Below are 21,988 nucleotides of genomic sequence, written 5' to 3'. Positions count from 1 at the left end.
AAGCGGTGACGTCGACGCCCCCCTCTCCCCGTTCTTCACGGGGAGAGGGTAAGGGTGAGGGGCAAGCTCTATGACGGCCTATCTCGCAAAGCGCCTTGCCGTCGCCGCCGCCACGCTGGTGCTGGCTTCCATCATCGTTTTCGCGGTGCTGGAAATCGTTCCGGGCGACCCGGCACGGCTGATGCTCGGCATGAACGCCAGCGCGGAACAGGTGGACCTGTTGCGCGACCAGATGGGCCTCAACGCGCCCGTCCTCATTCGCTACCTCCACTGGGCAGGCGGACTGCTGGCGCTCGATTTCGGTCGCTCCTATACCTATTCGGTGCCCGTCATCGACCTCGTAGCCGAGCGCACGATCGTCTCGCTGCCGCTGGCGTTGATGGCGCTGTTTCTCGCCACCGCCATCGCCCTTCCGGTCGGGCTCTATTCGGCGAGCCGGCGCGGCCAGGCCGGCGACACGATCTCGATGGGGGCAGCCCAGCTCGGCGTCGCCATTCCGAACTTCTGGTTCGCGCTGATGCTGATCTACCTGTTCGCCGTGTGGCTGAAACTGGTGCCGGCCGGCGGCTTTCCCGGTTGGGGGGCAGGCCTGTGGCCCGGGCTGAAGGCGCTGCTCCTGCCGGCGATCGCGCTCGCCCTGCCGCAGGCGGCGATCCTGGCGCGCGTGGCGCGCTCGGCGCTGGTCGAGGTGCTTTCCGAGGATTATATCCGCACCGCCCGCGCCAAGGGCATGCCGCGCCGCGCCGTGTTGTGGCGCCATGCGCTGCGTAACGCGATGATCCCGGTGGTGACCATCATGGGCCTGCAATTTTCCTTCCTGCTTGCCGGCACCATCATCATCGAGAACGTGTTCTACCTGCCCGGCCTCGGCCGGCTGGTGTTCCAGGCCATCACCCAGCGCGACCTGATCGTGGTCGAAAGCGTGGTGATGCTGCTGGTCGCCAGCGTCATCGTCGTCAACCTCCTGGTCGATCTCTCCTATGCGATCGTCGACCCGCGCTTGCGGGGGCGGTCATGAGCGCGGCTTTTTCCAACCGGTCCTTCCTCACCGGCTTCCTTATCACGCTGGCCGTGGCGGCGATGGCGCTCGCCTCCTATGCGTGGACGCCCTATGACGTGACCAGGCTGGTCATTTCCGACAAGACGCAGGCGCCCTCGCTGGCACACTGGTTCGGCACCGACCATTTCGGCCGCGATATCCTGTCCATGATCATGATTGGCGCCCGCAACTCCATCGCGGTGGCGCTGGTGGCGGTCGGCATCGGCATGGGCATCGGCGTTCCGCTCGGCCTTTGGGCCGCGGCGCGGGGCAACTTCGTCGACGAGGTGCTGATGCGGCTGAACGACCTCGTCTTCGCCTTTCCCGCCTTGCTTTCGGCGATCATGATCACCGCCATCTTCGGGCCCGGCGCGGTCAATGCCATCATCGCCATCGGCATCTTCAACATTCCCGTCTTCGCCCGCGTGGCGCGCGCCGGCGGGCTCGCCATCTGGCCACGCGAGTTCATCCTCGCCGCCCGCGCCGCCGGCAAGGGCAGCGCGCAGATCACGCTGGAACACATCCTGCCCAACATCGCCACGCTGCTTCTGGTGCAGGGCACCATCCAGTTCGCGCTGGGCATCCTGGCGGAAGCCGGCCTGTCCTATCTCGGCCTCGGCGCGCAGCCGCCGATGCCGAGCTGGGGCCGCATGCTGTTCGAGGCGCAGACCCGCATGGTCATCGCGCCGTGGATGGCGATCTTCCCCGGCATGGCCATCGTCGTCACCGTGCTCGGGCTGAATCTTCTCGGCGACGGGCTTGCCGACGTCCTCGACCCCAAATCAAGGCGGCGCGCATGAACCTGCTCGACATCGAAAACCTGTCGCTGGCGATCGGCGACGCCGCGATCCTCGACAAGGTCAGCCTGAGCGTGGCGCCGGGCGAGGTCATGGGCCTCGTGGGCGAATCCGGCTCCGGAAAGTCGATGACCGCGCTGACGGTAATGCAACTTTTGCCGCATGCCGCGAGGGCCAAAGGGCACGTGATGTTCGAGGGCGTAGATATCCTCAAGGCCGGCGAAGACAGGATGTGCGCCTTGCGCGGCGACGATATCGGCATGGTGTTCCAGGAGCCGATGACGGCGCTCAACCCGGTAAAAACCATCGGAGAACAGGTCGCCGAGGGCATCCGCTGGCATACGCGGGCGAGCCGTGCGGAAGCTGAAGAACGGGCGGCACAAATCCTCGACCGCGTCGGCCTGCCGCCGCAAAAATTCCCGCTGACGCGCTATCCGCACGAACTTTCGGGCGGCCAGCGCCAGCGCGTCGTCATCGCCATCGCCTGCGCGCTGAAGCCGAAGCTGTTGATCGCCGACGAGCCGACGACGGCGCTCGACGTGGTGTTGCAGGCGCAGATCCTCGATCTGCTGCGCGATCTCGTGACGGAAAGCCGCATGGGCCTGCTGCTGATCTCGCACGACCTCGCCGTCGTCACCGAGATGGCCGACCGCATCACCATCCTTCGCCACGGCGAAGTGATGGAAGCCGGCGACACCGCCCGCGTGCTTTCCGAACAGCTCCACCCCTATACGCGCCAACTGGCCCAAGCCTCGATGCATGTGCCGGCACGAAGGCAAGAGAGGACAGCGGCGGTACTCTCCCCACCCCCGCCCCCTCCCCACAAGGGGGAGGGGAATGAAGCGCTCCCCGCGTCCCCCGCCCCCTTGTGGGGAGGGGCTAGGGGTGGGGGTGAACATATCCACGGCCGCTCTGCTTCCACAGAAGACGCCTCCCCCCTCCTCTCCGTCCAATCCGTATCGCGCCTGTATCCTGGCCGCCGCACCTCCCTGTTCGGCCGCGAGGCCCCTGCCCGCGCCGTCGACGACGTTTCCTTTTCCATGCAGGCCGGCCAGTCGGTCGCGCTGGTCGGGCGCTCAGGCTGCGGAAAGTCGACGCTGGCGCGCCTTATTCTCGCCCTCGACAAGCCGACCTCCGGTGAAATCGGCTTTCTCGGCGAAACGATCACCAACCGCAGCGAGGCAGACCTGAAGTCCGCGCGCCGCAACATGCAGGTCGTGTTCCAGGACCCCTACGGCTCCTTCGACCCGCGCCTGAAGGCCGAGCGGCTGGTGGCGGAGCCGCTGCACGTGCTGGAGAAAAAGCCTTCGCCGGCTGAGCGCCGCGAGGCCGTCGCACAGGCCCTGCACGAGGTTGGCCTGTCGTCGTCGGACATGGAGAAATACGCGCATCAGTTCTCGGGCGGCCAGCGCCAGCGGCTGTCGATCGCGCGCGCTATCATCACCCGCCCGAAACTGGTCATCGCCGACGAGCCGGTGTCGGCGCTCGACGTCTCGATCCGGGCACAGATTCTCGACCTGTTCGCGGACCTCAATGGGCGGCTGGGCATCGCCTATCTGTTCATCACCCACGACCTCACGGTCGCGCGCGCTATCACCGACGAGGTGATGGTAATGCACGAAGGTCGGATCGTGGAGCGGGGGAAGACCGCGGACGTGCTCGAGCACCCGCAATCGCCGGCCGCGCAGGCGCTGGTCAGCGCCGCCCCCGATCTCCACCGTGCCATCGCCAAACGCCTGCGCGAGCAAGGCTGACGCGGTTGGACTCCGGCCCGCGGCGCCTGCGATTGGCCTTGCATAAGGCAGGCGCCTGTGATCGAACGCGTGATACCCTCCGGATTTCCCGCCCGCCATGCTTGATCTCACCGCCGAAACCGTTGCCATGCTGGCGCTCGCCGGCTTCGCCGGCGGCTTTGTCGATTCCATTGCCGGCGGCGGCGGGCTGATCACGGTTCCGGCCCTGCTTCTGGCCGGGCTGCCGCCGGTCGAGGCGCTGGGCACGAACAAGTTGCAGGGCCTGTTCGGGTCGGGTTCGGCGACTCATGCCTACGCCTCGAAAGGCCATGTCGACCCGCGCCGGCAGCTGCCTTCCGCGCTGATGGCATTTGCCGGCGGAGCGCTCGGGGCAGTGGTGGCGACGGTCGTGCCGGCAGACATCCTCAGCGCGGCGCTCCCCATCGTGCTGGTCGCCATCGCGCTCTATTTCGCCATCAAGCCCAGCATGGGCGACGTCGACCGCGCACACCGACTGTCGCCGTTCCTGTTCGCCCTGCTGCTCGTTCCCGCCATCGGCTTTTACGACGGCATCTTCGGGCCCGGCGCCGGTTCCTTCTACATGCTCGCCTATGTCGCGCTTGCAGGCTACGGCGTCCTGAAGGCGACGGCCCACACCAAGCTGCTGAACTTTTCCTCCAACGCCGGCAGTTTCGCCGTGTTCGTGGTGGTGGGCGCCATTTCCTGGAAAATCGGGCTGTTGATGGGGGTGGCGCAGTTCCTCGGCGCGCGCACCGGCGCCTGGCTCGCCATCCGCAACGGAGCCCGGCTGATCAAGCCGCTTCTGGTCGTCGTGTGCGTGGCGCTGGCCGCTAAACTCCTGGCCGACCCGGCCAATCCGCTGCGCTTAATTCTAAACGTCTGAGAATCAGCTTAAACCACTGATCAGAAACGGCTACTCTAGATTTTCATCGAGCAGGCCGGAGACGAAGTCGAACAGGCCTGGACGGCGATCTCGCCGTAGCCGCTCGGCGACGACGATGGCCTTCACCTGGCTGAAGGCCCGGTCGAGATCGTCGTTGACGACGACGAAATCATATTCCGTCCAGTGCTCGATCTCGGTGCGCGCATTCTTCAACCGCGTCTCGATGGCAGCTTCCTGGTCTTCGGCGCGCCGCTTCAGGCGTGCCTTCAGTTCCTTCATCGACGGCGGCAGGATGAAGATCGAGACGATGTCGCCGCGCATCTTCTCCTTGAGCTGCTTGGCGCCCTGCCAGTCGATGTCGAACAGCATGTCGCGCCCCTCGGCCATCGCCTTCTCGGCCGCCTCGCGCGGTGTGGCGTAGAAGTTGCCGTGCACCTCGGCCCATTCCAGCAACTCGTCATTGTCGCGCATGATGTCGAACTCCCGCTGCGTGCGGAAGTGATAGTGGATGCCGTCGATCTCGCTGCCACGGCGCGGCCGCGTCGTCACGCTGACCGACAGTTCGAACCCCGGATCGGTTTCGATCAGATTCCTGGCGATAGTCGACTTGCCGGCCCCGGAGGGAGACGACAGCACGAGCATCAGCCCCCGGCGGCGGATGCGGGACCCGGCATCTTTGGCAACCATCGGTTACTCCAGGTTCTGGACTTGTTCGCGAAACTGGTCGACGACGGCCTTCAGTTCCAGCCCGATGGCCGTCACCGTCGCCGCATTCGACTTCGAACAAAGCGTATTGGATTCGCGGTTAAATTCCTGTGCCAGGAAATCCAGCTTGCGGCCGACGGCTCCACCGCCCGACAGGAGCGCGCGGGCCGACGCCACATGCGTCTTTAGCCGGTCGATCTCCTCGCGGATGTCGGCCTTGGTGGCGAGGAATGCGGCTTCCTGGTGCAGGCGCGCCTCGTCGAGGTTGGCGGCGGCATCAAGCAACAGGCGCACCTGCCCGGCGATCCTCTCGCGGATCGCGGCCGGTTCGCGTGAAGGGTCGGCCTCGGCCCGAAGCGTCAGCGCCTCGATGGCGTCGAGATGGCCGCCAAGCAGCGTGCGCAACGCCTCGCCCTCCGCCCGGCGCGCCGCCTCCAGCCCGGACAGCGCTTCGTCGAGGGTCGCAAGGATCGCCGCATCGAGCTCATCTCGCGTCTCGCTGGTCTCGACCGCTTCCGGCATGTCGAGCACGCCGCGCAGCGCCAGGATGCCGTCGGCGGTGGCCGGCGCCACGCCGAACTGCTCCTCCAGCCGCTTGGCGAGGCCGGCGATATCCTTCAGGAATGCCTCGTTGATGACGGGCTGAACCGGCGCCGCGGCGACGCGGCTAACCGTCAGCGCCGCCTGGAAATTTCCGCGCGAAAACCGCTTCTGCACGGTCTGTCGGACCACCGGCTCCAACCGCTCGAACCCCTGCGGCACGCGCAGTCGAAGTTCGGTGCTCTTGCCGTTGACGGACTTGACCTCCCACGCCAGCACCGCGCCCTCGTGCTGGGCGGTGGAGCGGGCAAACCCGGTCATACTCTGAACGCTCATACGCCCCGCCCCCCAGCGGCTTTACTGCTCGGTGCTCTCACCGGCGTTTTCGGAAGCCTTCGCCGCCTCTGCTGCCTGCTGCTTCTGCCACTTCCGGTAACGGGCGACGTTTTCGTTGTGCTCTTCCAGCGTGGAGGCGAATACATGGCCGCCGGTGCCGTCGGCCACGAAATACAGATCCTTGGTCTTCGACGGATTGGCGACGGCCTCGAGCGCGGCACGGCCGGGATTGGCGATCGGCGTCGGCGGCAGGCCGTTGATCAGGTAGGTGTTGTACGGCGTCTGCTTGGCGATGTCCGACTGGTAGATCGGCCGGTCGGCTGGCTTTCCCTTGCCGCCGAAAAGGCCGTAGATGATGGTCGGGTCGGACTGCAGGCGCATGCCCTTGGCCAGCCGGTTCAGGAACACGGCCGCCACCCGCGAGCGTTCGTCGCCCCGGCCGGTTTCCTTCTCGACGATGGAAGCCAGCGTCACGAATTCCTCGATATTGGCCAGCGGCAGGTCGGGCGAGCGGCGCTGCCATACGTCCTCGACCAGTTGCTTCTGGTCGGCCAGCAGCTTGTCGACCATCTGCTGGCGGGTCGCACCGCGCGTGAAGCGTAGCGTGTCGGTGGCGAGGCTGCCCTCCGGCGGCATCGTCGCCGGCATGTCGCCGGTCAGCGCTTCCTGTTCGGAGATGCGCTGCCACGCCTGTTCCACCGTCAGCCCCTCGGGGATGGTCAGCGAATAAAGGACCGACTTGCCGCTCTTCAGCAGTTCCATGATGTCGCGCATCGAGGCCTGCGGCTTGATCTCGTACTCTCCGGCCTTCAGCGCCGTCTCGTTGCCGTAGGCGCGCACGCCGAGGCGGAAGATCCGTGCGTCGCTGATCAGGTTGCGCCGCTCCAACTGGTCGGCGATGTCGGCCACGCCCATTTTCGGCTTGACCAGGAAGGTGTCGCCGGCAGCCGACGGCCCGGGCTCGAGAAAGGCCTCGCGGCCGAAATAGACCCCGATGCCGGCGCCGAGCACGACCAGCATGATCAGCGAAACAAGGAAGTTCAGGAACACGACAAACTGGCTGCGCGAGGCGCGCGAACGCTTCGGCGGCGGCGTGCCGGCTTCCGGCCGCAGCGCCTCGTTCGCCGTCTTGGGGATGATAGGCCCGGACGCTGCTGCGCGCGGGGCGAATTCTCCAGGATTATCCGGCGTATTGCTCATGAGGGTCTATCGTTTGATCTCGCGACGAATCCATGCCGGAACAGTAGAGGCGAATATGGCAAAATTGCCGGAACGGTCGATCACGGCCGTGGGCGGAGGCCCGCCCGGTCAGCCGTTGAAGCGTTGGAAAACAAGCGACGCGTTGGTGCCGCCGAAGCCGAAGGAATTGGACAACGCCACGTCGATCTTGCGCGCGCGCGGCGTGACCGGCACGAGGTCGATTTCCGTCTCCCGTTCGGGATTCTCCAGATTGATCGTCGCCGGCGCGATGTTGTCGCGAATGGCCAGAATGGAAAAGATCGCTTCCGCGGCGCCCGCGGCCCCCAGAAGGTGGCCGATGGACGACTTGGTCGACGACATCGAAACCTTCGAAGCGGCATCGCCGACGAGGCGCTCGACCGCGCCGAGCTCGATCGTGTCGGCCATGGTCGAGGTGCCGTGGGCGTTGATGTAATCGAGATCGGCCGGCTTCAGGTTCGCGCGCTTCAGCGCCGCCGTCATACAGCGGAAGGCGCCGTCGCCGTCTTCGGCCGGAGCCGTGATGTGGTAGGCGTCACCCGTCAGGCCATAGCCCGTCACCTCGGCATAGATCCTGGCACCGCGCGCCTTGGCGTGCTCCAGTTCCTCGAGCACCACCACGCCGGCGCCCTCGCCCATGACGAAACCGTCGCGGTCGCGGTCATAGGGGCGCGAAGCCTTCTCGGGCGTGTCGTTGCGGTCGGTCGAAAGCGCCCGGCAGGCGGCGAAGCCGGCCAGCGACAGGCGCGTTACCGGCGATTCGGCGCCACCGGCCAGCATCACGTCGGCGTCGCCGAACATGATCAGCCGCGCGGCGTCGCCGATGGCGTGCGCCCCGGTGGAACAGGCCGTCACCACCGCATGATTGGGGCCTTTCAGCCCATGGCGGATGGAAACCTGGCCGGAAACGAGATTGATGATGTTGCCGGGGATGAAGAACGGGCTGATGCGGCGCGGTCCGCGTTCCTTCAGGATGATCGCGTTTTCCGCGATGCCTTCCAGACCGCCGATGCCGGAGCCGATCATGACGCCGGTGGCGCAGCGCTCGGCCTCGCTCTTCGGTTCCCAGCCGGAATCCTTCAACGCTTCGTCGGCGGCCGCGATCCCGTACAGGATGAAGTCGCCGATCTTGCGCAGTTCCTTCGGCTCGAGCACGGCCTCGGGATTGAAGGTGCCGTTGCTACCGTCGCCGCGCGGAATGACGTGAGCGATCTGGCAAGCCAGATCGTCCACCTCGAACTCGGTGACACGCTTGGCGGCGCTACGGCCGCTCAGCAGTTCCTTCCACCCGTGCTCGAAGCCCATTCCGAAGGGCGAAACCAGACCGAGGCCTGTGACGACGACGCGCCTCATCGCAGGTCCTTCCTGTCAGAAGCGTAGTTTAGGCCGAAGCCTTGTCGATGAACTTCACGGCGTCGCCGACGGTCAGGATCGTCTCGGCCGCGTCATCGGGAATCTCGACGCCGAATTCTTCCTCGAAAGCCATGACCAGTTCGACCGTGTCGAGGCTGTCCGCGCCCAGATCGTCGATGAAGCTCGCCTGGTCCGTTACCTTCTCGGCATCGACGCCGAGGTGCTCGATAACGATCTTCTTGACGCGCTCTGCGGTGTCACTCATGTGGGCATCCTCGTCTTCATGTTTGTCTGTCTTCGTTAGCGGTCGCAATGCCGCTAATCAAGCTGAAAGATGGTCCTGCCGAAAACACGACGGCAACAGGACGGTCATATCCCCAACCGCCGGGGTCTGGGCCCGCATACACGAGAATCGGCCGGGGTCCAACGCGAAATGGGGATTTTCCCCATCCCTCAGATCATCGCCATGCCGCCGTTCACGTGCAGCGTCTGCCCCGTGACATAGCCGGCCTCGTCGGAGGCCAGATAGGCCACGGCCGAGGCGACTTCGGCGCTGGTGCCCATGCGCCGCGTCGGGATCGCGGCCATGATCGCCTCTTTCTGCTTGTCGTTGAGCTTGTCGGTCATCGCCGATTCGATGAAGCCCGGCGCCACGCAGTTGACGGTGATGCCGCGGGTGGCGATTTCCTGCGCCAGCGACTTGGAAAAGCCGATCATGCCGGCCTTGGAGGCGCAATAGTTCGCCTGCCCGGGATTGCCGGTGACGCCGACGACGGAACTGATGTTGATGATGCGGCCATGCCGGCGGCGCATCATCGGATGGGTGAGCTCGCGGGTAAGGCGGAAGACGGCGGTCAGGTTGACCTCGATGACCGCATCCCAGTCGGCGTCCGACATGCGCACGAACAGCCCGTCCTTGGTGATGCCGGCATTGTTGACGAGGATGTCGACGCCTTCCAGTTCGGCTTCCGCCTTCTGGCCGAGCGCCTTGACTTCGTCGCGGTTGGACAGATTCGCGGGAAACAGCTTGACCCTGTCGCCCAATTCGCCCGCCAGCCCCTCGAGTTTCTCGACCCGCGTGCCGTGCAGGCCGACGACGGCCCCCTGCGCGTGCAATATCCGCGCGATCGCCTCGCCTATTCCCCCCGATGCGCCGGTGACAAGCGCCTTGCGGCCGGTCAGATCGAACATCTTTTTCTCCTTGTTGGAGCACTCCCTTCGGCAGGGAGCGTTCAAAATAGCTTTCTTACGACAACGCCGCCAGCGCGGCCTCGATCTCGGCCGGCGTACCGATGTTGGCGGTGGCGATGTCGCGGTTGATGCGCCGCGCCAGGCCGGACAGGACCTTGCCGGCGCCTACCTCATAAAGCGTGGAAACGCCATTGCCGCCGAACCAGTCGACGGTTTCGCGCCAGCGCACCCGGCCGGTGACCTGCTCGACGAGTTGGCGCGTGATCTCCTCGACGTCGCTCGACGGCTTCACCGAGACGTTGGCGACCACCGGAACGGCCGGCGCGTGCCGCTCTACCTTGGCCAGCGCCTCGCGCATCGCCTCGGCCGCCGGCAACATCAGCGCCGAATGGAAGGGGGCCGACACCTGCAGCATCAGCGCGCGTTTGGCGCCTTTTTCCGTGCACAGCTTGGCGGCGCGCTCGACGGCGGCCTTCGCCCCGGAGATCACCAGTTGCCCGCCGCCATTGTCATTGGCGACCTGGCAGACCGACCCGGCCGCCGCTTCGGCACAGGCAGCCTCCACGTCCGCCTGCTCCAGGCCGATGATGGCCGCCATGGCGCCCTCGCCCGCCGGCACCGCCGCCTGCATGGCGTTGCCGCGAATGCGCAGCAGGCGCGCCGCGTCGGCGACGGAGACGAAGCCAGCTGCGGCCAAGGCCGAATATTCGCCGAGCGAATGCCCGGCGACATAGGCCACCTTGTCCTTCAGCGAAAAGCCCCGCGCTTCCAGCGCCCTTACCGCCGCCAGCGACACCGCCATCAGCGCCGGCTGCGCATTGGCCGTCAGCGTCAGCGTTTCTTCCGGCCCTTCCCAGATCAGCGTCGACAGCTTCTCGCCGAGCGCCTCGTCGACTTCCTCGAACACCCTGCGCGCCTCGGGAAAAGCCTCGGCCAGGTCCTTGCCCATGCCGACGGCCTGGCTGCCCTGCCCCGGAAAAGTGAATGCGACGGCCATGTCCTGTGCTCCAGCGTAACTTCTTCCCGCCTGCTGTTGCGCAAGCCGCCAGTTCAAGTCAAGTCATCCGACGCGCCGGAACCCGGCATGAGCGAGGCCAAGCTTCGGGTTTTAGACGGTTTTTGCCGATCACTCCTGGTTAAAACCGCACACGATTCGTTCGCCGGCTCTTCCTATTTTCGCCACACGCGATAATTCAACATGACATTCCGATGACAGTTCCATGACTGCAGGCCCTGGCCTGCGCAGACCGGGGAAGTTCGAGTGGTGAAGAGTATCGCAGGCACCGCCCGCGAGGTGCCGGATCAGTTTGGCAAGGCAAGGCGACCGGTCGGCCGCGCCGGCGCAGCTTGGCATGTGGCCGGCTACGGGCTCGTCTCGCTGGTGAGTGCGGCCGTCCTCGTGTTCGCCATCGAGCTCATCTTTCGCGGCGACCTCGCCGCTACGACCAATTTCTTCTCGCAGCCCTTCAAGCCCGGCTGGACCACGATCATCCTGTTCGCGCTGATCATGATCGGGCTCGACGCCGTTTTCGGCCGCAGGCACCAGAGCCTGATGTTCGTCGCGCCGCTGACGCTGGGGCTTGCCTTCGTCGGTCACCAGAAGTCGCTTTATCTCGGCGACCCGCTCTACCCGACGGACTTCCTCTACGCCCGCCAGATCATCGAATTGATGCCGCTTCTGGTGCGCGAGCGCCCGATGACCGGCATCGCCCTGGTCGTCGGCATCGTCCTTGCGGCCGCGCTGCTGGTCTATGGCTGGCGCCTGTGGCGGCGCCTTGCGCCGGCACTGACCTACAAGGGGCGTCTCGCCCGGCTGGTGCTGACCCTGCCGCTGCTCGCCTTCTTCGTTTCCCTGATGGACTACGCGAGCTTCTCGTGGACGCGCGATCGGTTGCAGATCATCCCGATGATGTGGGACCAGAAGGAAAACTACAATTCCAACGGCTTTGCGCTGGCGTTCGCACTCAACGTGCCGATGGCGCACGTCACCGCGCCGAAGGGCTATTCCGAAAACGCGATCGCTGCGATCAAGAAGCCGACCGTCACCACCTCCCTCCCGCCGGAAAAGCCCGACATCATCGTCGTGATGAGCGAATCGTTCTGGGACCCGACCGTGCTGCCCGGCGTTTCCATCAAGCCGGACCCCATCCCCACGGTGCGCGACCTGCGTTCCGGCTCGGTATTCTCGCCCGAGTTCGGCGGCATGACCGCCAATGTCGAGTTCGAGGCGCTGACCGGCTTCTCCAACGCCTTCCTGCCGGCCGGCAGCATCCCCTACCAGCAATATGTGCGCGCGCCGATCCCCTCGATGGCGACGTTCCTGAAGAACGAAGGCTATGAGACGCGCGCCATCCACCCCGGCACGAACTGGTTCTGGAACCGCACGCCGGTCTACGCCGATTTCGGTTTCGACAGCTTCCGCTCGGAAGAAAACATGCCGCCGATGCAGAAGCGCGGCCCGCTCGCCTCCGACGCGGCGATGACCGACGAAGTCATCCGCGAGGCGGACGAGACCAGCGATCCGTTCTTCTTCTTCGTGGTCAGCCTGCAGAACCACGGCCCCTACGAACCGCAGCGCTACCCGGACGCGAAACACACGGTGGACGCCCCGACCAGCCAGTGGGCGCGCGATTCGCTGCAAAGCTATGCCGAAGGCGCCGCCGACGCCGACCATGGCCTCCAGCGGCTGCTCGACTGGGCCAGGCAGCGCGAACGGCCGACGGTCATCGCCTTCTTCGGCGACCACTTGCCGCCGCTGGGGCCGGTCTATGTCGAGACGGGCTTCCTGAAGAACAACGTCGCGCCGCGCAAGGAAGCGCCGGAAAAGATGCTGGAGCATCGCGAGACGCCGCTCGTCGTCTGGTCCAACAAGACCGGCCCGGTGAAGGACATGGGCGCGATCAGCCCTGCGTTCCTGCCCTACCACGTGCTGACGGCGGCCGGCATCACGCATCCCTACTACACCGGCTTCCTGGGCGAGCTGAACGAGCGCTACCGGGTGGTCGACCGCAGCCTGCTCCTGTCGACTTCCGGCGAGGCGACGCCCGACTGGGCGCGCGCCAAGGAAATCGATCCGGCGATCCGCGACTTTCGCTTCCTGCAGTACGACATGATGTTCGGCAAGCGCCGCGCCGCCCCGAGCTTCTTCCCGGAGACGATCAACAAGCTCGTCGCCCATACGAGCTGACCGGAACGCCCGATTCCGCGGCCGAATGCCGGATTAGACCGATCCGGCGCCGGCTGCGGACTTGACTTTCCAGGCGTCTCCTTTATGTGTCGCGCCAAGTTTCCCGCGTCCGGGTGTTTTCCCGTGCTCAAGCGGCGCGAACCCCACGACAAAAACGGACGAATATCATGGCCAAAGCCGCAAACATCAAGATCAAGCTCCTGTCGACCGCCGACACCGGCTTCTTCTACGTGACCAGCAAGAACAGCCGCACCAAGACGGACAAGCTGTCCTTCCGCAAGTACGACCCGGTCGCCAAGAAGCACGTCGAGTTCAAGGAAACCAAGATCAAGTAATCCGGTCACGCCGGAATGTCTGAACGCCGCCTCCGGGCGGCGTTTTTATTTGGCGCGCCACCCAGGGGTCATGCCCTGTGGGCCACTCTCGATCGCAACGGTTCTGGAAATTGGGGGTCGGCCGGCGTTTGGCAGCGGTACGAGGAGGCCACTATATGCCAGTGCCGGCCGACCGACCCCACGGACCCAGGAGATGCGGCGGACCTGAGCATCATGGGGTATGCTGGAAACGTCCCGGCAACTGGCCGGTGGACGTTTTGGAGCGTTGGTCCGAGGAAACTCCCCGGATCCTTCCAATGCCCAATCAACGTATCGGAGCATCCGTGGCGCGTCCCTGAAGCACATGATCTTCTTGCGCCGCCAATCCGCTATTGCGCGTGCGGCGCGCCTTGATGCTGCTTTCGGACGCCCACCCTGTCGCGAAAACCGCTTTCACTCCAGGGAGACATGCTCTGGAATGACATTTGCGCAAAGGCTTATATAAATCAACACTTTCTTAACCACGGCGGCCGAATCGCTTGGGTTAAGGTAAATCGCTAACCTTACGCGCTTGACAGGCCGGGCAGCAGCGAAGCGTTCAGGCCGCCTTGGCGACCACCCGGTTGCGGCCCCCGCTCTTGGCCTCGTAGAGGGCAAGGTCCGCCCGCTTCATCATCGCTTCGACGGTGTCCGGGCCCTTCAGTAGCGAGGAAACCCCGACGCTGACCGTAACCTCGATCGCCTTGCCGTCATGGCCGATCGCGAACGGCTCGCGCGCGATCTCGGCGCGGATGCGCTCCGCCACCTTCTCCGCCACGAAACCGTCGGTATCCGGCATCACCACGACGAATTCCTCGCCGCCGAACCGGCAGGCGAGGTCGATGCCGCGCACGTTCTTGCGCAGGCGCTGCGCGAATTCGCGCAGCACGTCGTCGCCGCCGTCGTGGCCGTGCGTGTCGTTGATCGCCTTGAAGCGGTCGAGGTCGGTGATCATCATCGACAGCGGCCGGCGGCGCGCCACCGCGCGCTCGAACAGCGTCTGCAGGTGGCTGTCGAGGTAGCGGCGGTTGTGCAGGCCGGTCAGGCCATCGGTTACCGCCATTTCGATGGTCTGGGTGACGCTGGCGCGAAGCTGGTCGTTGTAGCGCTTGCGCCGCACCTGCGTGCGCAGCCGCGCCGTCAGTTCGTGCGGATCGACCGGCCGCACGAGATAATCGTTGATGCCGAGTTCAAGGCCGCGGATGATGCGCTGGTCCTCGCTCGCCTCGGCAAGCAGGATGATGGGCAGGAAGCGGGTACGGTCGAGCGAGCGCAGTTGCGAGCACAGCCTGAGCGGATCGAACTCGTCGAAGCCCGTCGAGATGATGACGCAGTCGTAAGGCGCCTCGGCAGCCTGGAACACCGCCGTATGCGGGTCAGTAGACACGTCGAGCTCGACACTGCCGCGCAGCATTTTCTGGATACGCTCAAAGGACGACTTGCGCTCGTCCACCAAAAGCACCTTCGGCGTGGTGTCGGCCGGCGTGAAGGTCCGGTTCAGCAGTTCCTCGATCCCGATGTTGCGCGTGGTGGAGGCGCGCAGCCGCAACTCGTCGGTCAGCGACTTCAGCCGCACCAGGCTTTTCACGCGCGTCATCAGTTGCAGGTCGTTGACCGGCTTGGTGAGAAAATCGTCGGCCCCGGCCTCCAGGCCGCGCACCCTGTCGGCGACCTGGTCGAGCGCGGTGATCATCACCACCGGGATATGCGAGGTCACCGGATCGCTCTTCAGGCGCCGGCAGACCTCGAAGCCGTCCATTCCCGGCATCATCACGTCGAGCAGCACCACGTCGACCTTGCCGTTCTCGCAGGTGTCGATGGCGTCCGGCCCGTTGGTGGCGGTCAGCACCTCGAAATATTCGGCCAGCAGCCGGACTTCGAGCAGTTTCACATTGGCCGGGATGTCATCGACGACCAGGATGCGAGCAGTCATGTCAGCGAACTCCGGGGCAGGACCTGGTGACCATCAGGCATCGCCCAGATAGGACTTGATGGTCTCGATGAAGCGCGGCACCGAGATCGGCTTGGAAATGTAGGCTTCGCACCCGCCCTGCCGGATGCGCTCCTCGTCCCCCTTCATGGCGAAGGCGGTAACGGCGATGACGGGGATGACGTGCAGTTCGTCGTCCTCCTTCAGCCATTTCGTCACCTCCAGGCCGGAAACCTCCGGCAACTGGATATCCATGAGGATGAGATCCGGCTTGTGGCGGCGGGCGAGTTCCAGCGCCTCCAGCCCGTCGCGCGTGCGCACCGTTTCATAACCGCTGGCCTCGATGAGGTCGCGAAAGAGCTTCATGTTGAGCTCGTTATCCTCGACGATCATGACCTTTTTTGACATATCGCTCCCGTCCGGGCAGCGTCCGTAGCTGGCCGCTGCAGCCGTGCGTTCCTTCGCGAACGCGCCAAACCCGAGGGCTACCCTACACCGATATCCTTGACGAAACGGTAACCCGAGGGTCGAAAACCGCCCGGTTCCGCCCGTTCGGCACAGTTGTCGGGCCGACGGCTTGCCGCCGCCGTCCCAAAGCATTACTTCGGGGTCGCAATCCGGGAGTTCAAGGCAGAAGGCAGCAATGGCCGAGCAAACGTCGACACGCGAGAATGCCGAGGCGCTGGCCATCGGCGCGCTCGGCTTCATTGCCGGCGACCCCGAGCTTTTGCCTCGTTTCCTCGCCATCACCGGCATCGAAGCCGGCGCCATCCGCCAGGCCGCGCGCGAACCCGGCTTCCTGGCCGGCGTGCTGCAGTTCATCCTTGCCCACGAGCCGACGCTCCTGCGCTTTGCCGAGGAAACCGGCACGCCGCCGGCCGCCGTCGGCGCCGCGCTGCGGGCCCTTCCCACCGGCAACGACACTTACGAGGCTTCCACATGAGCGACGATCCCGAAACAGCGCGCCAGATCGAGGAACTGGCGCACGACGACCGCCCCTTGCTGGTGCTCGATGTCGATGACGTGGTGCTGGAATTCATCCGCCCCTTCCCGAACTTCCTCGAGAAGCGCGGCCTCCAGTTGACGCTGAAATCGTTCCACCTGACCGGCAACGTCGCCGAGACGGCGACCGGCAGGCTGGTCGAGCAGGCGGAGGTGACGGCGCTGCTCGATGAATTCTTCGACGCCCAGGCCGAGTGGCAGAGCGTCACCATCGGCGCCGCCGACGCGCTGGCCGAGATCGGCCGGCATGCCGAGATCGTGCTGCTGACGGCGATGTTCCACCGTCATCGCGCGGCGCGCCGCGCGCATCTCGACGCGCTCGGCCTCGCCTACCCGCTGCTGACGACGGAGATGGCCAAGGGGCCGGCCGTGGCCAAGCTGCGCGGCGCCACCCGCCGCCCGGTCGCCTTCGTCGACGACCAGCCCGCCAACCTTCTGTCGGCGCGCGAGTCGGTTGCCGATGCCCATCTGTTCCACCTGATGGCGGACAATTCACTGCGCGACTTCCTGCCGCCGATCCCGGACGACATTACCGTGGTCGAGGACTGGGACGACGCGCTGCCGAAGATCGTCAAGGCCCTCAGCATCTGACCTCGGCTAGCCGGCGTGCGAAAGCACGTTCAGCACCTTGCCGAACGGGTCGCGCATGTAGAAGCGGCGTACGCCCCAGGGCTCGTCGGCGACGCCGTACAGGATTTCGTGTCCGGCATCGGCGGCGCGCCTAAACGTCTGGTCGACGTCCTCCACCTCGATCGAGACATCCGGCACCGGCGTCCCCGAACCGCCTTCGCTGGCGACGCTGATCTGGGGCCGCATGCCGGCATCGGAGGCGAAAGTGACGATCCAGCCGAGGTCCATCGCGATATCGAGGTCGAAAACCTCCCGATAGAACGCCTTCGCCTGCTCCAGGTCGGCCCCCGCTATGTTGGGGACGATGCGCAGAACACCCATATCCACAGCCTCTCGTTCGCCGCCTTGCCGCCCGTCGCGCCCTGACGTAGGATAACGATCGTTCTCTTTACGTTCGCAGACCATGGCAGCCCCTGTCAACGATCCCGCTCACGGTTTCTGCCGCGACTGCCTGACCCTTCAGCGCGGGCCTGCGCCGCGTTGCGAGCGCTGCGGCAGCCCCCGGCTGGTCCGCCATCCCGAACTCTACCGACTGCACCTCGCCCATATCGACTGCGACGCGTTCTACGCCGCGGTGGAAAAGCGCGACAACCCGGCGCTGAAGGACAAGCCGGTCATCGTCGGTGGCGGCAAGCGCGGCGTGGTCTCGACGGCCTGCTACATCGCCCGCATCAACGGCGTCCGCTCGGCGATGCCGATGTTCAAGGCGCTGGAGGCCTGCCCCGACGCCATCGTCATCAAGCCGGACATGGAGAAATACGCCCGCGTCGGGCGGCAGGTGCGCTCGATGATGCAGGCGCTGACGCCGCTGGTCGAGCCGATCTCCATCGACGAGGCGTTCCTCGACCTCGGCGGCACGGAAAAGCTGCACGGCCTGCCGCCGGCGCTGGTGCTGGCGCGCTTCATCCGCACGGTGGAACAGGAAATCGGCATCACCGCCTCGGTCGGCCTCTCCTATTGCAAATTCCTCGCCAAGGTGGCGTCCGACCTGCGCAAGCCGCGCGGCTTCTCGGTCATCGGCGAGGCGGAGGCCCCGGACTTCCTGGCCGGGCAGCCGGTGACCATGATCTGGGGCGTGGGCAAGGCTTTCGCGGCCACGCTGGAGCAGGACGGCATCCGCACCATCGGCCAGTTGCAGAAGATGGAACGCGGCGATCTCCTGCGCCGATACGGCAGCATGGGCGACCGTCTTTACTATCTGGCGCGCGGCGAGGACGACCGCCGGGTGACGGCGGACCGGGATTCCAAGAGCGTATCGGCCGAAACCACCTTCGACACCGATCTTGCCGGCGCCGCCGACCTGGTGCCGGTGCTTCGCGCCCTGTCGGAAAAGGTCTCGGCCCGGCTGAAGAAGGCGAACCTCGCCGGCCGCACGGTAGTGCTGAAGCTGAAGACGCAGGATTTCAGGATCAGGACCCGCAACCATCAGTTGGACGACCCGACACGGCTTGCCGACCGCATCTTCCAGACTGGCCTCCACCTCATCGGCAAGGAACTCGACGGCACGAAATACCGGCTGCTCGGCATTGGGGTCAGCGACCTGTCGGATGCCGGAAAGGCCGACCCGCCCGACCTCGTCGACGTGCAGGCGAGGAAGCGCGCGCTGGCCGAAGGCGCCATCGACGCCCTGCGCGACAAGTTCGGCGGCAAGGCGGTCGAGACCGGCTATACGTTCGGCAAGGGTCACCGCGGCCGCCCTACCCGCCCCGACGAGGACGAAGGGCCGGAAATCCGGCATCCGTGGGAGCGCATCTGAGGCCGGCGGACCCAGATTGGCTCCGCCGGCTACATCGCGTCAGGCGAAAGGTTGGTCGCTCTCGCCTTCCTTCACCCGGGTCGGAAGGCCGATCCGGCCGAGCAGGTCGAGGAACGGGCGTGGCGGCAGTTCCTCGACATTGACCATTTTTTTGGCGTCCCACTCGCCCGAGGCGATCAGCATCGCGGCCGCGACCGCTGGAACGCCGGCGGTGTAGGAAATGCCCTGGCTGCCGACCTCTTCATAAGCCTCTTTGTGATCGGCCACGTTGTAGATGAAGACCTCGCGCGACTTGCCGTCCTTCGTGCCCTTGACCAGGTCGCCGATGCAGGTCTTGCCGGTATAGCCGGGCGCCAGCGACGACGGGTCGGGAAGCACGGCCTTGACCACCTTGAGCGGCACGACTTCCAGCCCCTCGGCGGTCGTGACCGGCTGCTCCGACAACAGGCCGAGGCTGTTCAGCACCGTGAAGACGTTGATGTAGTGATCGCCGAACCCCATCCAGAAGCGGATGGTCGGCACGTCGAGGTGCTGGGACAGGGAATGGATCTCGTCATGCCCGGTCAGGTAGGACGGGCTCTTGCCGACGACCGGCAGGTCCCAGTCCTTGCGAACCTCGAACATCTTGTTGATCTTCCATTCCCGGTCCTGCCACGTCATCACCCGGCCGGTAAACTCGCGGAAATTGATCTCCGGATCGAAATTGGTGGCGAAGTAGCGGCCGTGGCTGCCGGCGTTGATGTCGATGATGTCGATCGAATCGACCGTGTCGAAATAATCGTCCACGGCAAGGCGCGCATAGGCGTTGACGACGCCCGGGTCGAAGCCGGCGCCGAGAATGGCGGTGACGCCTGCCTTCGCGCACTCCTCGCGCCGCTTCCATTCGTAGTTGGCGTACCAGGGCGCGGACTCGCACACTTTCGCCGGATCCTCGTGGATGGCCGTGTCGAGATAGGCTGCACCCGTCGCGATACAGGCCGAAAGCACCGTCATGTTGACGAAGGGCGAGCCGACATTGATGACGATGCGCGAACCGGCCTTCTGGATCAGGGCCTTGGTCGCCTCGACATCCATGGCGTCGAGTTCATGCGCCTCGATCACGCCCGGCCCTTTCAGGCTCTTTTTCTCGTGCACCGAAGCGACGATCTGACGGCATTTTTCAGCCGTCCGCGACGCGATATGGATATCGCCGAACACATCGTTGTTTTGCGCGCATTTATGCGCCACGACCTGCGCCACACCGCCGGCGCCGATAACGAGCACGTTCTTCTTCATTCCCTGTCAAGCATCCTTTTGCGATGGGTGGCAGTTGGCGCAGAGCTCAGGACAGGCTCTGCTCATAGTCCGCATAGGTGAACTCGCGGACCAGGCGAACCGATCCGTCGCGTTGACGGATCGCAATGGCCGGCATCTTGACGCCGTTGAACCAGTTCTTCTTGACCATGGTATAGCCGGCGGCATCCTGGATCGAAATCCGGTCGCCGACCTTCAGTTCCCGCTCGAAGCGGAAGGTGCCGAAAATATCGCCGGCAAGACAGGATTTTCCGCACAGCATCACTTCGTGCGGGCCCGTGTTCGGCTCCACCCGCGCGCTCTCGCGATAGATCAGGAGGTCGAGCATGTGCGCCTCGATCGAGGAATCGACGATGGCGAGATGCTTGCCGTTGAACAGCGTATCGAGAACCGTGACCTCGAGCGTAGTGGACTTGGTGATGGAGGCCTCGCCCGGCTCCAGGAAGACCTGGACGCCGTAGCGGCCGGCAAAGGCCTTCAGCCGTTCGGCAAAGGCGTCCAGCGGATAGTTCTCGCCGGTGAAATGGATGCCGCCGCCGAGGCTTACCCACTCCGCCCGCTTGAGCAGCGAGCCGAACCTGTCCTCGATCTGCGCCAGCATGCGGTCGAACAGCGAAAAATCCGAGTTCTCGCAGTTGTTGTGGATCATGAAGCCGCTGATGCGGTCCATGACCGTCTCTACGCGCGCCACGTCCCATTCGCCAAGCCGGCTGAACGGCCGGGCCGGATCGGCCAGGTCGAAGCTGGAGGAACTCACCTGCGGATTGAGCCGCAGGCCACGGCGGATGCCGGACGCCTTGTCGGCGAAGCGCTGCAACTGGCCGATCGAGTTGAAGATGATCTTGTCGGCGTGGGAGACGACCTCGTCGATCTCGTCGTCGCCATAGGCGACGCTGTAGGCATGGGTTTCGCCGCCGAATTTCTCGCGCCCAAGCCGCACCTCGAACAGCGAGGACGACGTGGTGCCGTCCATGTAGGGGCGCATCAGGTCGAAGGCCGACCAGGTCGCGAAGCATTTCAGGGCGAGCAACGCCTTGGCGCCGGATTTCTCGCGCAGGCGGGCGATCTTCTCCATATTTTGGAGAAGCCGGGCCTCGTCGATCAAGTAATAGGGGGTGGAAAGCACGGTCATTGGCTTCGGCGCGTTCATTGAAGGGAACGCGCCTTATAGGCAACGTGGCCGAAATGGCAAATCCCGCACCCGGACGCCGGCGGAATCAGTCGTTGTCGTCGGGGATATTGAGCAGGTAGCCGCAGGCCTTGCAGTGCACCGCATCCGGCTCATGGCGTTGCAAGCCGCATTGCGGGCAGGGAAAAAACACCTTGTTCGGCCGGAACACCGACTGCGCCAGCCGCACGAACAGCGAGATGCCGATGATCATGGTGACGATCGCCGTCAGCTTGCCGGCAATGCCCGGCAGGACGATATCGCCGAAGCCGGTGGTGGTGACCGTCGCGACGGTGAAGTACAGCGCATCGACATAGCCGGCAAAGCCGGAACCGTCGCGGAAGAAGAAGGTGTAGACGAAGCCGGCGACGACCAGCAGGAAGGTCAGCAGGTTGACCACCGCCTGGCTGGCGTCGCGCCAGACTTTAAGGCGCCGCATTTCGAGGTGCCGCCACAGGGCGCCGCTGCGCGACAGCGACCACAGCCGCAGGATGCGCAGGAAGCCGAGATTGGCGAGCGCGGTCGGAAACAGCAGGGTCAGCAGGATGAAGAAATCGACCAGGAAGGTCGGCTGCCGCATCAGGCGCGGCATGTCGGTGGAAGCGAGAAGCCGCGCGGTCATGTCGGCGGCGACGAGCGCGGCGACCGCATAGTCCAGCCACAGGAAGGTCGGCGTCTCCTGCAGGACCGGCGTGGCGATGAAGAAGGCGATGATGGCGATATCGACGACCATCGTCGCCAGCCGGAAGCGGAACGCCAGCGGCGTCGTGCCGTGATAGATCCGGCGCAGCCTGTCCCTCAGCGCGGCGAACCCGGTCGGCTCCGCCGCTTCGGCGTCCTTGCTCATACCGCT

At 65.3% G+C, this 21,988-nt stretch carries 22 protein-coding genes; 9 read left to right on the top strand and 13 right to left on the bottom strand.

Annotated features, from left to right (window positions below):
- Positions 1–70: 70 nt before the first annotated feature.
- The 4 genes from ACFOHJ_RS16430 to ACFOHJ_RS16415 all read left to right on the top strand — a co-directional run bounded on the left by ACFOHJ_RS16430 (position 71) and on the right by ACFOHJ_RS16415 (position 4,473).
- Positions 71–1,018 carry an ABC transporter permease gene (locus tag ACFOHJ_RS16430; protein WP_378222292.1) on the top strand — a complete coding sequence of 316 codons (948 nt, stop codon included), beginning with the start codon at positions 71–73 and terminating at the stop codon, positions 1,016–1,018.
- A complete protein-coding gene (locus tag ACFOHJ_RS16425; RefSeq protein WP_378222291.1) occupies positions 1,015–1,839 on the top strand; it encodes an ABC transporter permease in 825 nt (274 codons plus the stop codon). Before ACFOHJ_RS16430 ends, ACFOHJ_RS16425 begins: the two co-directional genes overlap by 4 nt.
- Positions 1,836–3,590 carry an ABC transporter ATP-binding protein gene (locus tag ACFOHJ_RS16420; RefSeq protein ID WP_378222289.1) on the top strand — a complete coding sequence of 585 codons (1,755 nt, stop codon included), beginning with the start codon at positions 1,836–1,838 and terminating at the stop codon, positions 3,588–3,590. Before ACFOHJ_RS16425 ends, ACFOHJ_RS16420 begins: the two co-directional genes overlap by 4 nt.
- 97 nt (positions 3,591–3,687) lie before the next feature.
- Positions 3,688–4,473 (top strand): TSUP family transporter, encoded by a 786-nt coding sequence (locus tag ACFOHJ_RS16415; protein WP_378222287.1) that lies wholly within the window; start codon positions 3,688–3,690, stop codon positions 4,471–4,473.
- 30 nt (positions 4,474–4,503) lie between these two features.
- On the opposite strand, the gene gmk is transcribed toward ACFOHJ_RS16415, so the two are convergent.
- From gmk to fabD, 7 genes are all read right to left on the bottom strand, one after another.
- Positions 4,504–5,160, bottom strand: a complete 657-nt coding sequence (gene gmk / locus ACFOHJ_RS16410; protein ID WP_378222286.1) for a guanylate kinase — start codon at positions 5,158–5,160, stop codon at positions 4,504–4,506.
- Positions 5,161–5,163: 3 nt separating this feature from the next.
- Positions 5,164–6,054, bottom strand: coding sequence for a YicC/YloC family endoribonuclease (locus ACFOHJ_RS16405; RefSeq protein WP_378222284.1), 891 nt, complete (start codon positions 6,052–6,054; stop codon positions 5,164–5,166).
- Between the two features lie 21 nt (positions 6,055–6,075).
- A complete protein-coding gene (gene mltG, locus ACFOHJ_RS16400) occupies positions 6,076–7,254 on the bottom strand; it encodes an endolytic transglycosylase MltG (RefSeq protein ID WP_378222282.1) in 1,179 nt (392 codons plus the stop codon).
- Between the two features lie 108 nt (positions 7,255–7,362).
- A complete protein-coding gene (fabF, locus tag ACFOHJ_RS16395) occupies positions 7,363–8,625 on the bottom strand; it encodes a beta-ketoacyl-ACP synthase II (protein WP_378222281.1) in 1,263 nt (420 codons plus the stop codon).
- 28 nt (positions 8,626–8,653) lie between these two features.
- Complete coding sequence (locus ACFOHJ_RS16390) at positions 8,654–8,890, bottom strand: acyl carrier protein (RefSeq protein WP_378222279.1); 237 nt, start codon at positions 8,888–8,890, stop codon at positions 8,654–8,656.
- A gap of 188 nt (positions 8,891–9,078) precedes the next feature.
- Positions 9,079–9,816, bottom strand: a complete 738-nt coding sequence (fabG, locus tag ACFOHJ_RS16385; RefSeq protein WP_378222278.1) for a 3-oxoacyl-[acyl-carrier-protein] reductase — start codon at positions 9,814–9,816, stop codon at positions 9,079–9,081.
- 55 nt (positions 9,817–9,871) lie between these two features.
- A complete protein-coding gene (fabD, locus tag ACFOHJ_RS16380) occupies positions 9,872–10,813 on the bottom strand; it encodes an ACP S-malonyltransferase (RefSeq protein ID WP_378222276.1) in 942 nt (313 codons plus the stop codon).
- Positions 10,814–11,110: 297 nt separating this feature from the next.
- Between fabD and ACFOHJ_RS16375 the strand changes: the two genes are divergently transcribed.
- Positions 11,111–13,003 carry an LTA synthase family protein gene (locus ACFOHJ_RS16375; protein WP_378222343.1) on the top strand — a complete coding sequence of 631 codons (1,893 nt, stop codon included), beginning with the start codon at positions 11,111–11,113 and terminating at the stop codon, positions 13,001–13,003.
- 167 nt (positions 13,004–13,170) lie between these two features.
- Positions 13,171–13,338: a 50S ribosomal protein L33 gene (rpmG, locus tag ACFOHJ_RS16370; RefSeq protein ID WP_006201775.1), complete on the top strand. Its 168-nt coding sequence runs from the start codon at positions 13,171–13,173 to the stop codon at positions 13,336–13,338.
- Positions 13,339–13,915: 577 nt separating this feature from the next.
- Here rpmG and ACFOHJ_RS16365 read toward each other — a convergent pair.
- A complete protein-coding gene (locus ACFOHJ_RS16365) occupies positions 13,916–15,289 on the bottom strand; it encodes a PleD family two-component system response regulator (protein WP_378222265.1) in 1,374 nt (457 codons plus the stop codon).
- A 33-nt stretch (positions 15,290–15,322) separates the two neighbouring features.
- Complete coding sequence (locus ACFOHJ_RS16360) at positions 15,323–15,679, bottom strand: response regulator (protein WP_378222342.1); 357 nt, start codon at positions 15,677–15,679, stop codon at positions 15,323–15,325.
- Between the two features lie 250 nt (positions 15,680–15,929).
- Here ACFOHJ_RS16360 and ACFOHJ_RS16355 point away from each other — a divergent pair, with 250 nt between their 5' ends.
- Together ACFOHJ_RS16355 and ACFOHJ_RS16350 are read left to right on the top strand one after the other, a co-directional pair.
- Positions 15,930–16,229, top strand: a complete 300-nt coding sequence (locus ACFOHJ_RS16355; protein ID WP_378222263.1) for a DUF3572 domain-containing protein — start codon at positions 15,930–15,932, stop codon at positions 16,227–16,229.
- On the top strand, positions 16,226–16,879 hold the full coding sequence (locus ACFOHJ_RS16350) for a hypothetical protein (protein WP_378222261.1): 654 nt from the start codon (positions 16,226–16,228) through the stop codon (positions 16,877–16,879). Before ACFOHJ_RS16355 ends, ACFOHJ_RS16350 begins: the two co-directional genes overlap by 4 nt.
- A gap of 6 nt (positions 16,880–16,885) precedes the next feature.
- On the opposite strand, the gene ACFOHJ_RS16345 is transcribed toward ACFOHJ_RS16350, so the two are convergent.
- Positions 16,886–17,239 carry a VOC family protein gene (locus ACFOHJ_RS16345; protein ID WP_378222340.1) on the bottom strand — a complete coding sequence of 118 codons (354 nt, stop codon included), beginning with the start codon at positions 17,237–17,239 and terminating at the stop codon, positions 16,886–16,888.
- 82 nt (positions 17,240–17,321) lie between these two features.
- Here ACFOHJ_RS16345 and ACFOHJ_RS16340 point away from each other — a divergent pair, with 82 nt between their 5' ends.
- On the top strand, positions 17,322–18,674 hold the full coding sequence (locus ACFOHJ_RS16340) for a DNA polymerase IV (protein ID WP_378222259.1): 1,353 nt from the start codon (positions 17,322–17,324) through the stop codon (positions 18,672–18,674).
- Positions 18,675–18,713: 39 nt separating this feature from the next.
- Here the strand turns inward: ACFOHJ_RS16340 and ACFOHJ_RS16335 are convergent, their stop codons facing one another.
- The 3 genes from ACFOHJ_RS16335 to ACFOHJ_RS16325 form a co-directional block, all read right to left on the bottom strand.
- The gene (locus ACFOHJ_RS16335; protein ID WP_378222257.1) at positions 18,714–19,949 is read right to left on the bottom strand and encodes a saccharopine dehydrogenase family protein; all 1,236 of its coding nucleotides are present in this window, start codon (positions 19,947–19,949) and stop codon (positions 18,714–18,716) included.
- A gap of 46 nt (positions 19,950–19,995) precedes the next feature.
- Entirely contained in the window at positions 19,996–21,093 is a 1,098-nt protein-coding gene (gene nspC, locus ACFOHJ_RS16330; RefSeq protein WP_378222338.1) for a carboxynorspermidine decarboxylase, read from the bottom strand.
- A gap of 91 nt (positions 21,094–21,184) precedes the next feature.
- Positions 21,185–21,982 carry a potassium channel family protein gene (locus tag ACFOHJ_RS16325; RefSeq protein WP_378222255.1) on the bottom strand — a complete coding sequence of 266 codons (798 nt, stop codon included), beginning with the start codon at positions 21,980–21,982 and terminating at the stop codon, positions 21,185–21,187.
- Between the last annotated feature and the right edge of the window lie 6 nt (positions 21,983–21,988).

The organism is Aquamicrobium soli, assembly GCF_042646345.1.
GTDB lineage: Bacteria > Pseudomonadota > Alphaproteobacteria > Rhizobiales > Rhizobiaceae > Mesorhizobium > Mesorhizobium soli_A.
The sequence above is the reverse complement of the archived record's forward strand: the minus strand, read 5'-3'. Positions and strand labels throughout refer to the sequence as shown.

Coding starts and splice junctions, on each gene's coding strand:
- ACFOHJ_RS16430 (WP_378222292.1), top strand. CDS start 71: ATGACGGCCTATCTCGCAAAGCGCCTTGCCGTCGCCGCCGCCACGCTG.
- ACFOHJ_RS16425 (WP_378222291.1), top strand. CDS start 1,015: ATGAGCGCGGCTTTTTCCAACCGGTCCTTCCTCACCGGCTTCCTTATC.
- ACFOHJ_RS16420 (WP_378222289.1), top strand. CDS start 1,836: ATGAACCTGCTCGACATCGAAAACCTGTCGCTGGCGATCGGCGACGCC.
- ACFOHJ_RS16415 (WP_378222287.1), top strand. CDS start 3,688: ATGCTTGATCTCACCGCCGAAACCGTTGCCATGCTGGCGCTCGCCGGC.
- gmk (WP_378222286.1), bottom strand. CDS start 5,160: ATGGTTGCCAAAGATGCCGGGTCCCGCATCCGCCGCCGGGGGCTGATG.
- ACFOHJ_RS16405 (WP_378222284.1), bottom strand. CDS start 6,054: ATGAGCGTTCAGAGTATGACCGGGTTTGCCCGCTCCACCGCCCAGCAC.
- mltG (WP_378222282.1), bottom strand. CDS start 7,254: ATGAGCAATACGCCGGATAATCCTGGAGAATTCGCCCCGCGCGCAGCA.
- fabF (WP_378222281.1), bottom strand. CDS start 8,625: ATGAGGCGCGTCGTCGTCACAGGCCTCGGTCTGGTTTCGCCCTTCGGA.
- ACFOHJ_RS16390 (WP_378222279.1), bottom strand. CDS start 8,890: ATGAGTGACACCGCAGAGCGCGTCAAGAAGATCGTTATCGAGCACCTC.
- fabG (WP_378222278.1), bottom strand. CDS start 9,816: ATGTTCGATCTGACCGGCCGCAAGGCGCTTGTCACCGGCGCATCGGGG.
- fabD (WP_378222276.1), bottom strand. CDS start 10,813: ATGGCCGTCGCATTCACTTTTCCGGGGCAGGGCAGCCAGGCCGTCGGC.
- rpmG (WP_006201775.1), top strand. CDS start 13,171: ATGGCCAAAGCCGCAAACATCAAGATCAAGCTCCTGTCGACCGCCGAC.
- ACFOHJ_RS16365 (WP_378222265.1), bottom strand. CDS start 15,289: ATGACTGCTCGCATCCTGGTCGTCGATGACATCCCGGCCAATGTGAAA.
- ACFOHJ_RS16360 (WP_378222342.1), bottom strand. CDS start 15,679: ATGATCGTCGAGGATAACGAGCTCAACATGAAGCTCTTTCGCGACCTC.
- ACFOHJ_RS16355 (WP_378222263.1), top strand. CDS start 15,930: ATGGCCGAGCAAACGTCGACACGCGAGAATGCCGAGGCGCTGGCCATC.
- ACFOHJ_RS16350 (WP_378222261.1), top strand. CDS start 16,226: ATGAGCGACGATCCCGAAACAGCGCGCCAGATCGAGGAACTGGCGCAC.
- ACFOHJ_RS16345 (WP_378222340.1), bottom strand. CDS start 17,239: ATGGGTGTTCTGCGCATCGTCCCCAACATAGCGGGGGCCGACCTGGAG.
- ACFOHJ_RS16340 (WP_378222259.1), top strand. CDS start 17,322: ATGGCAGCCCCTGTCAACGATCCCGCTCACGGTTTCTGCCGCGACTGC.
- ACFOHJ_RS16335 (WP_378222257.1), bottom strand. CDS start 19,949: ATGAAGAAGAACGTGCTCGTTATCGGCGCCGGCGGTGTGGCGCAGGTC.
- ACFOHJ_RS16325 (WP_378222255.1), bottom strand. CDS start 21,982: ATGAGCAAGGACGCCGAAGCGGCGGAGCCGACCGGGTTCGCCGCGCTG.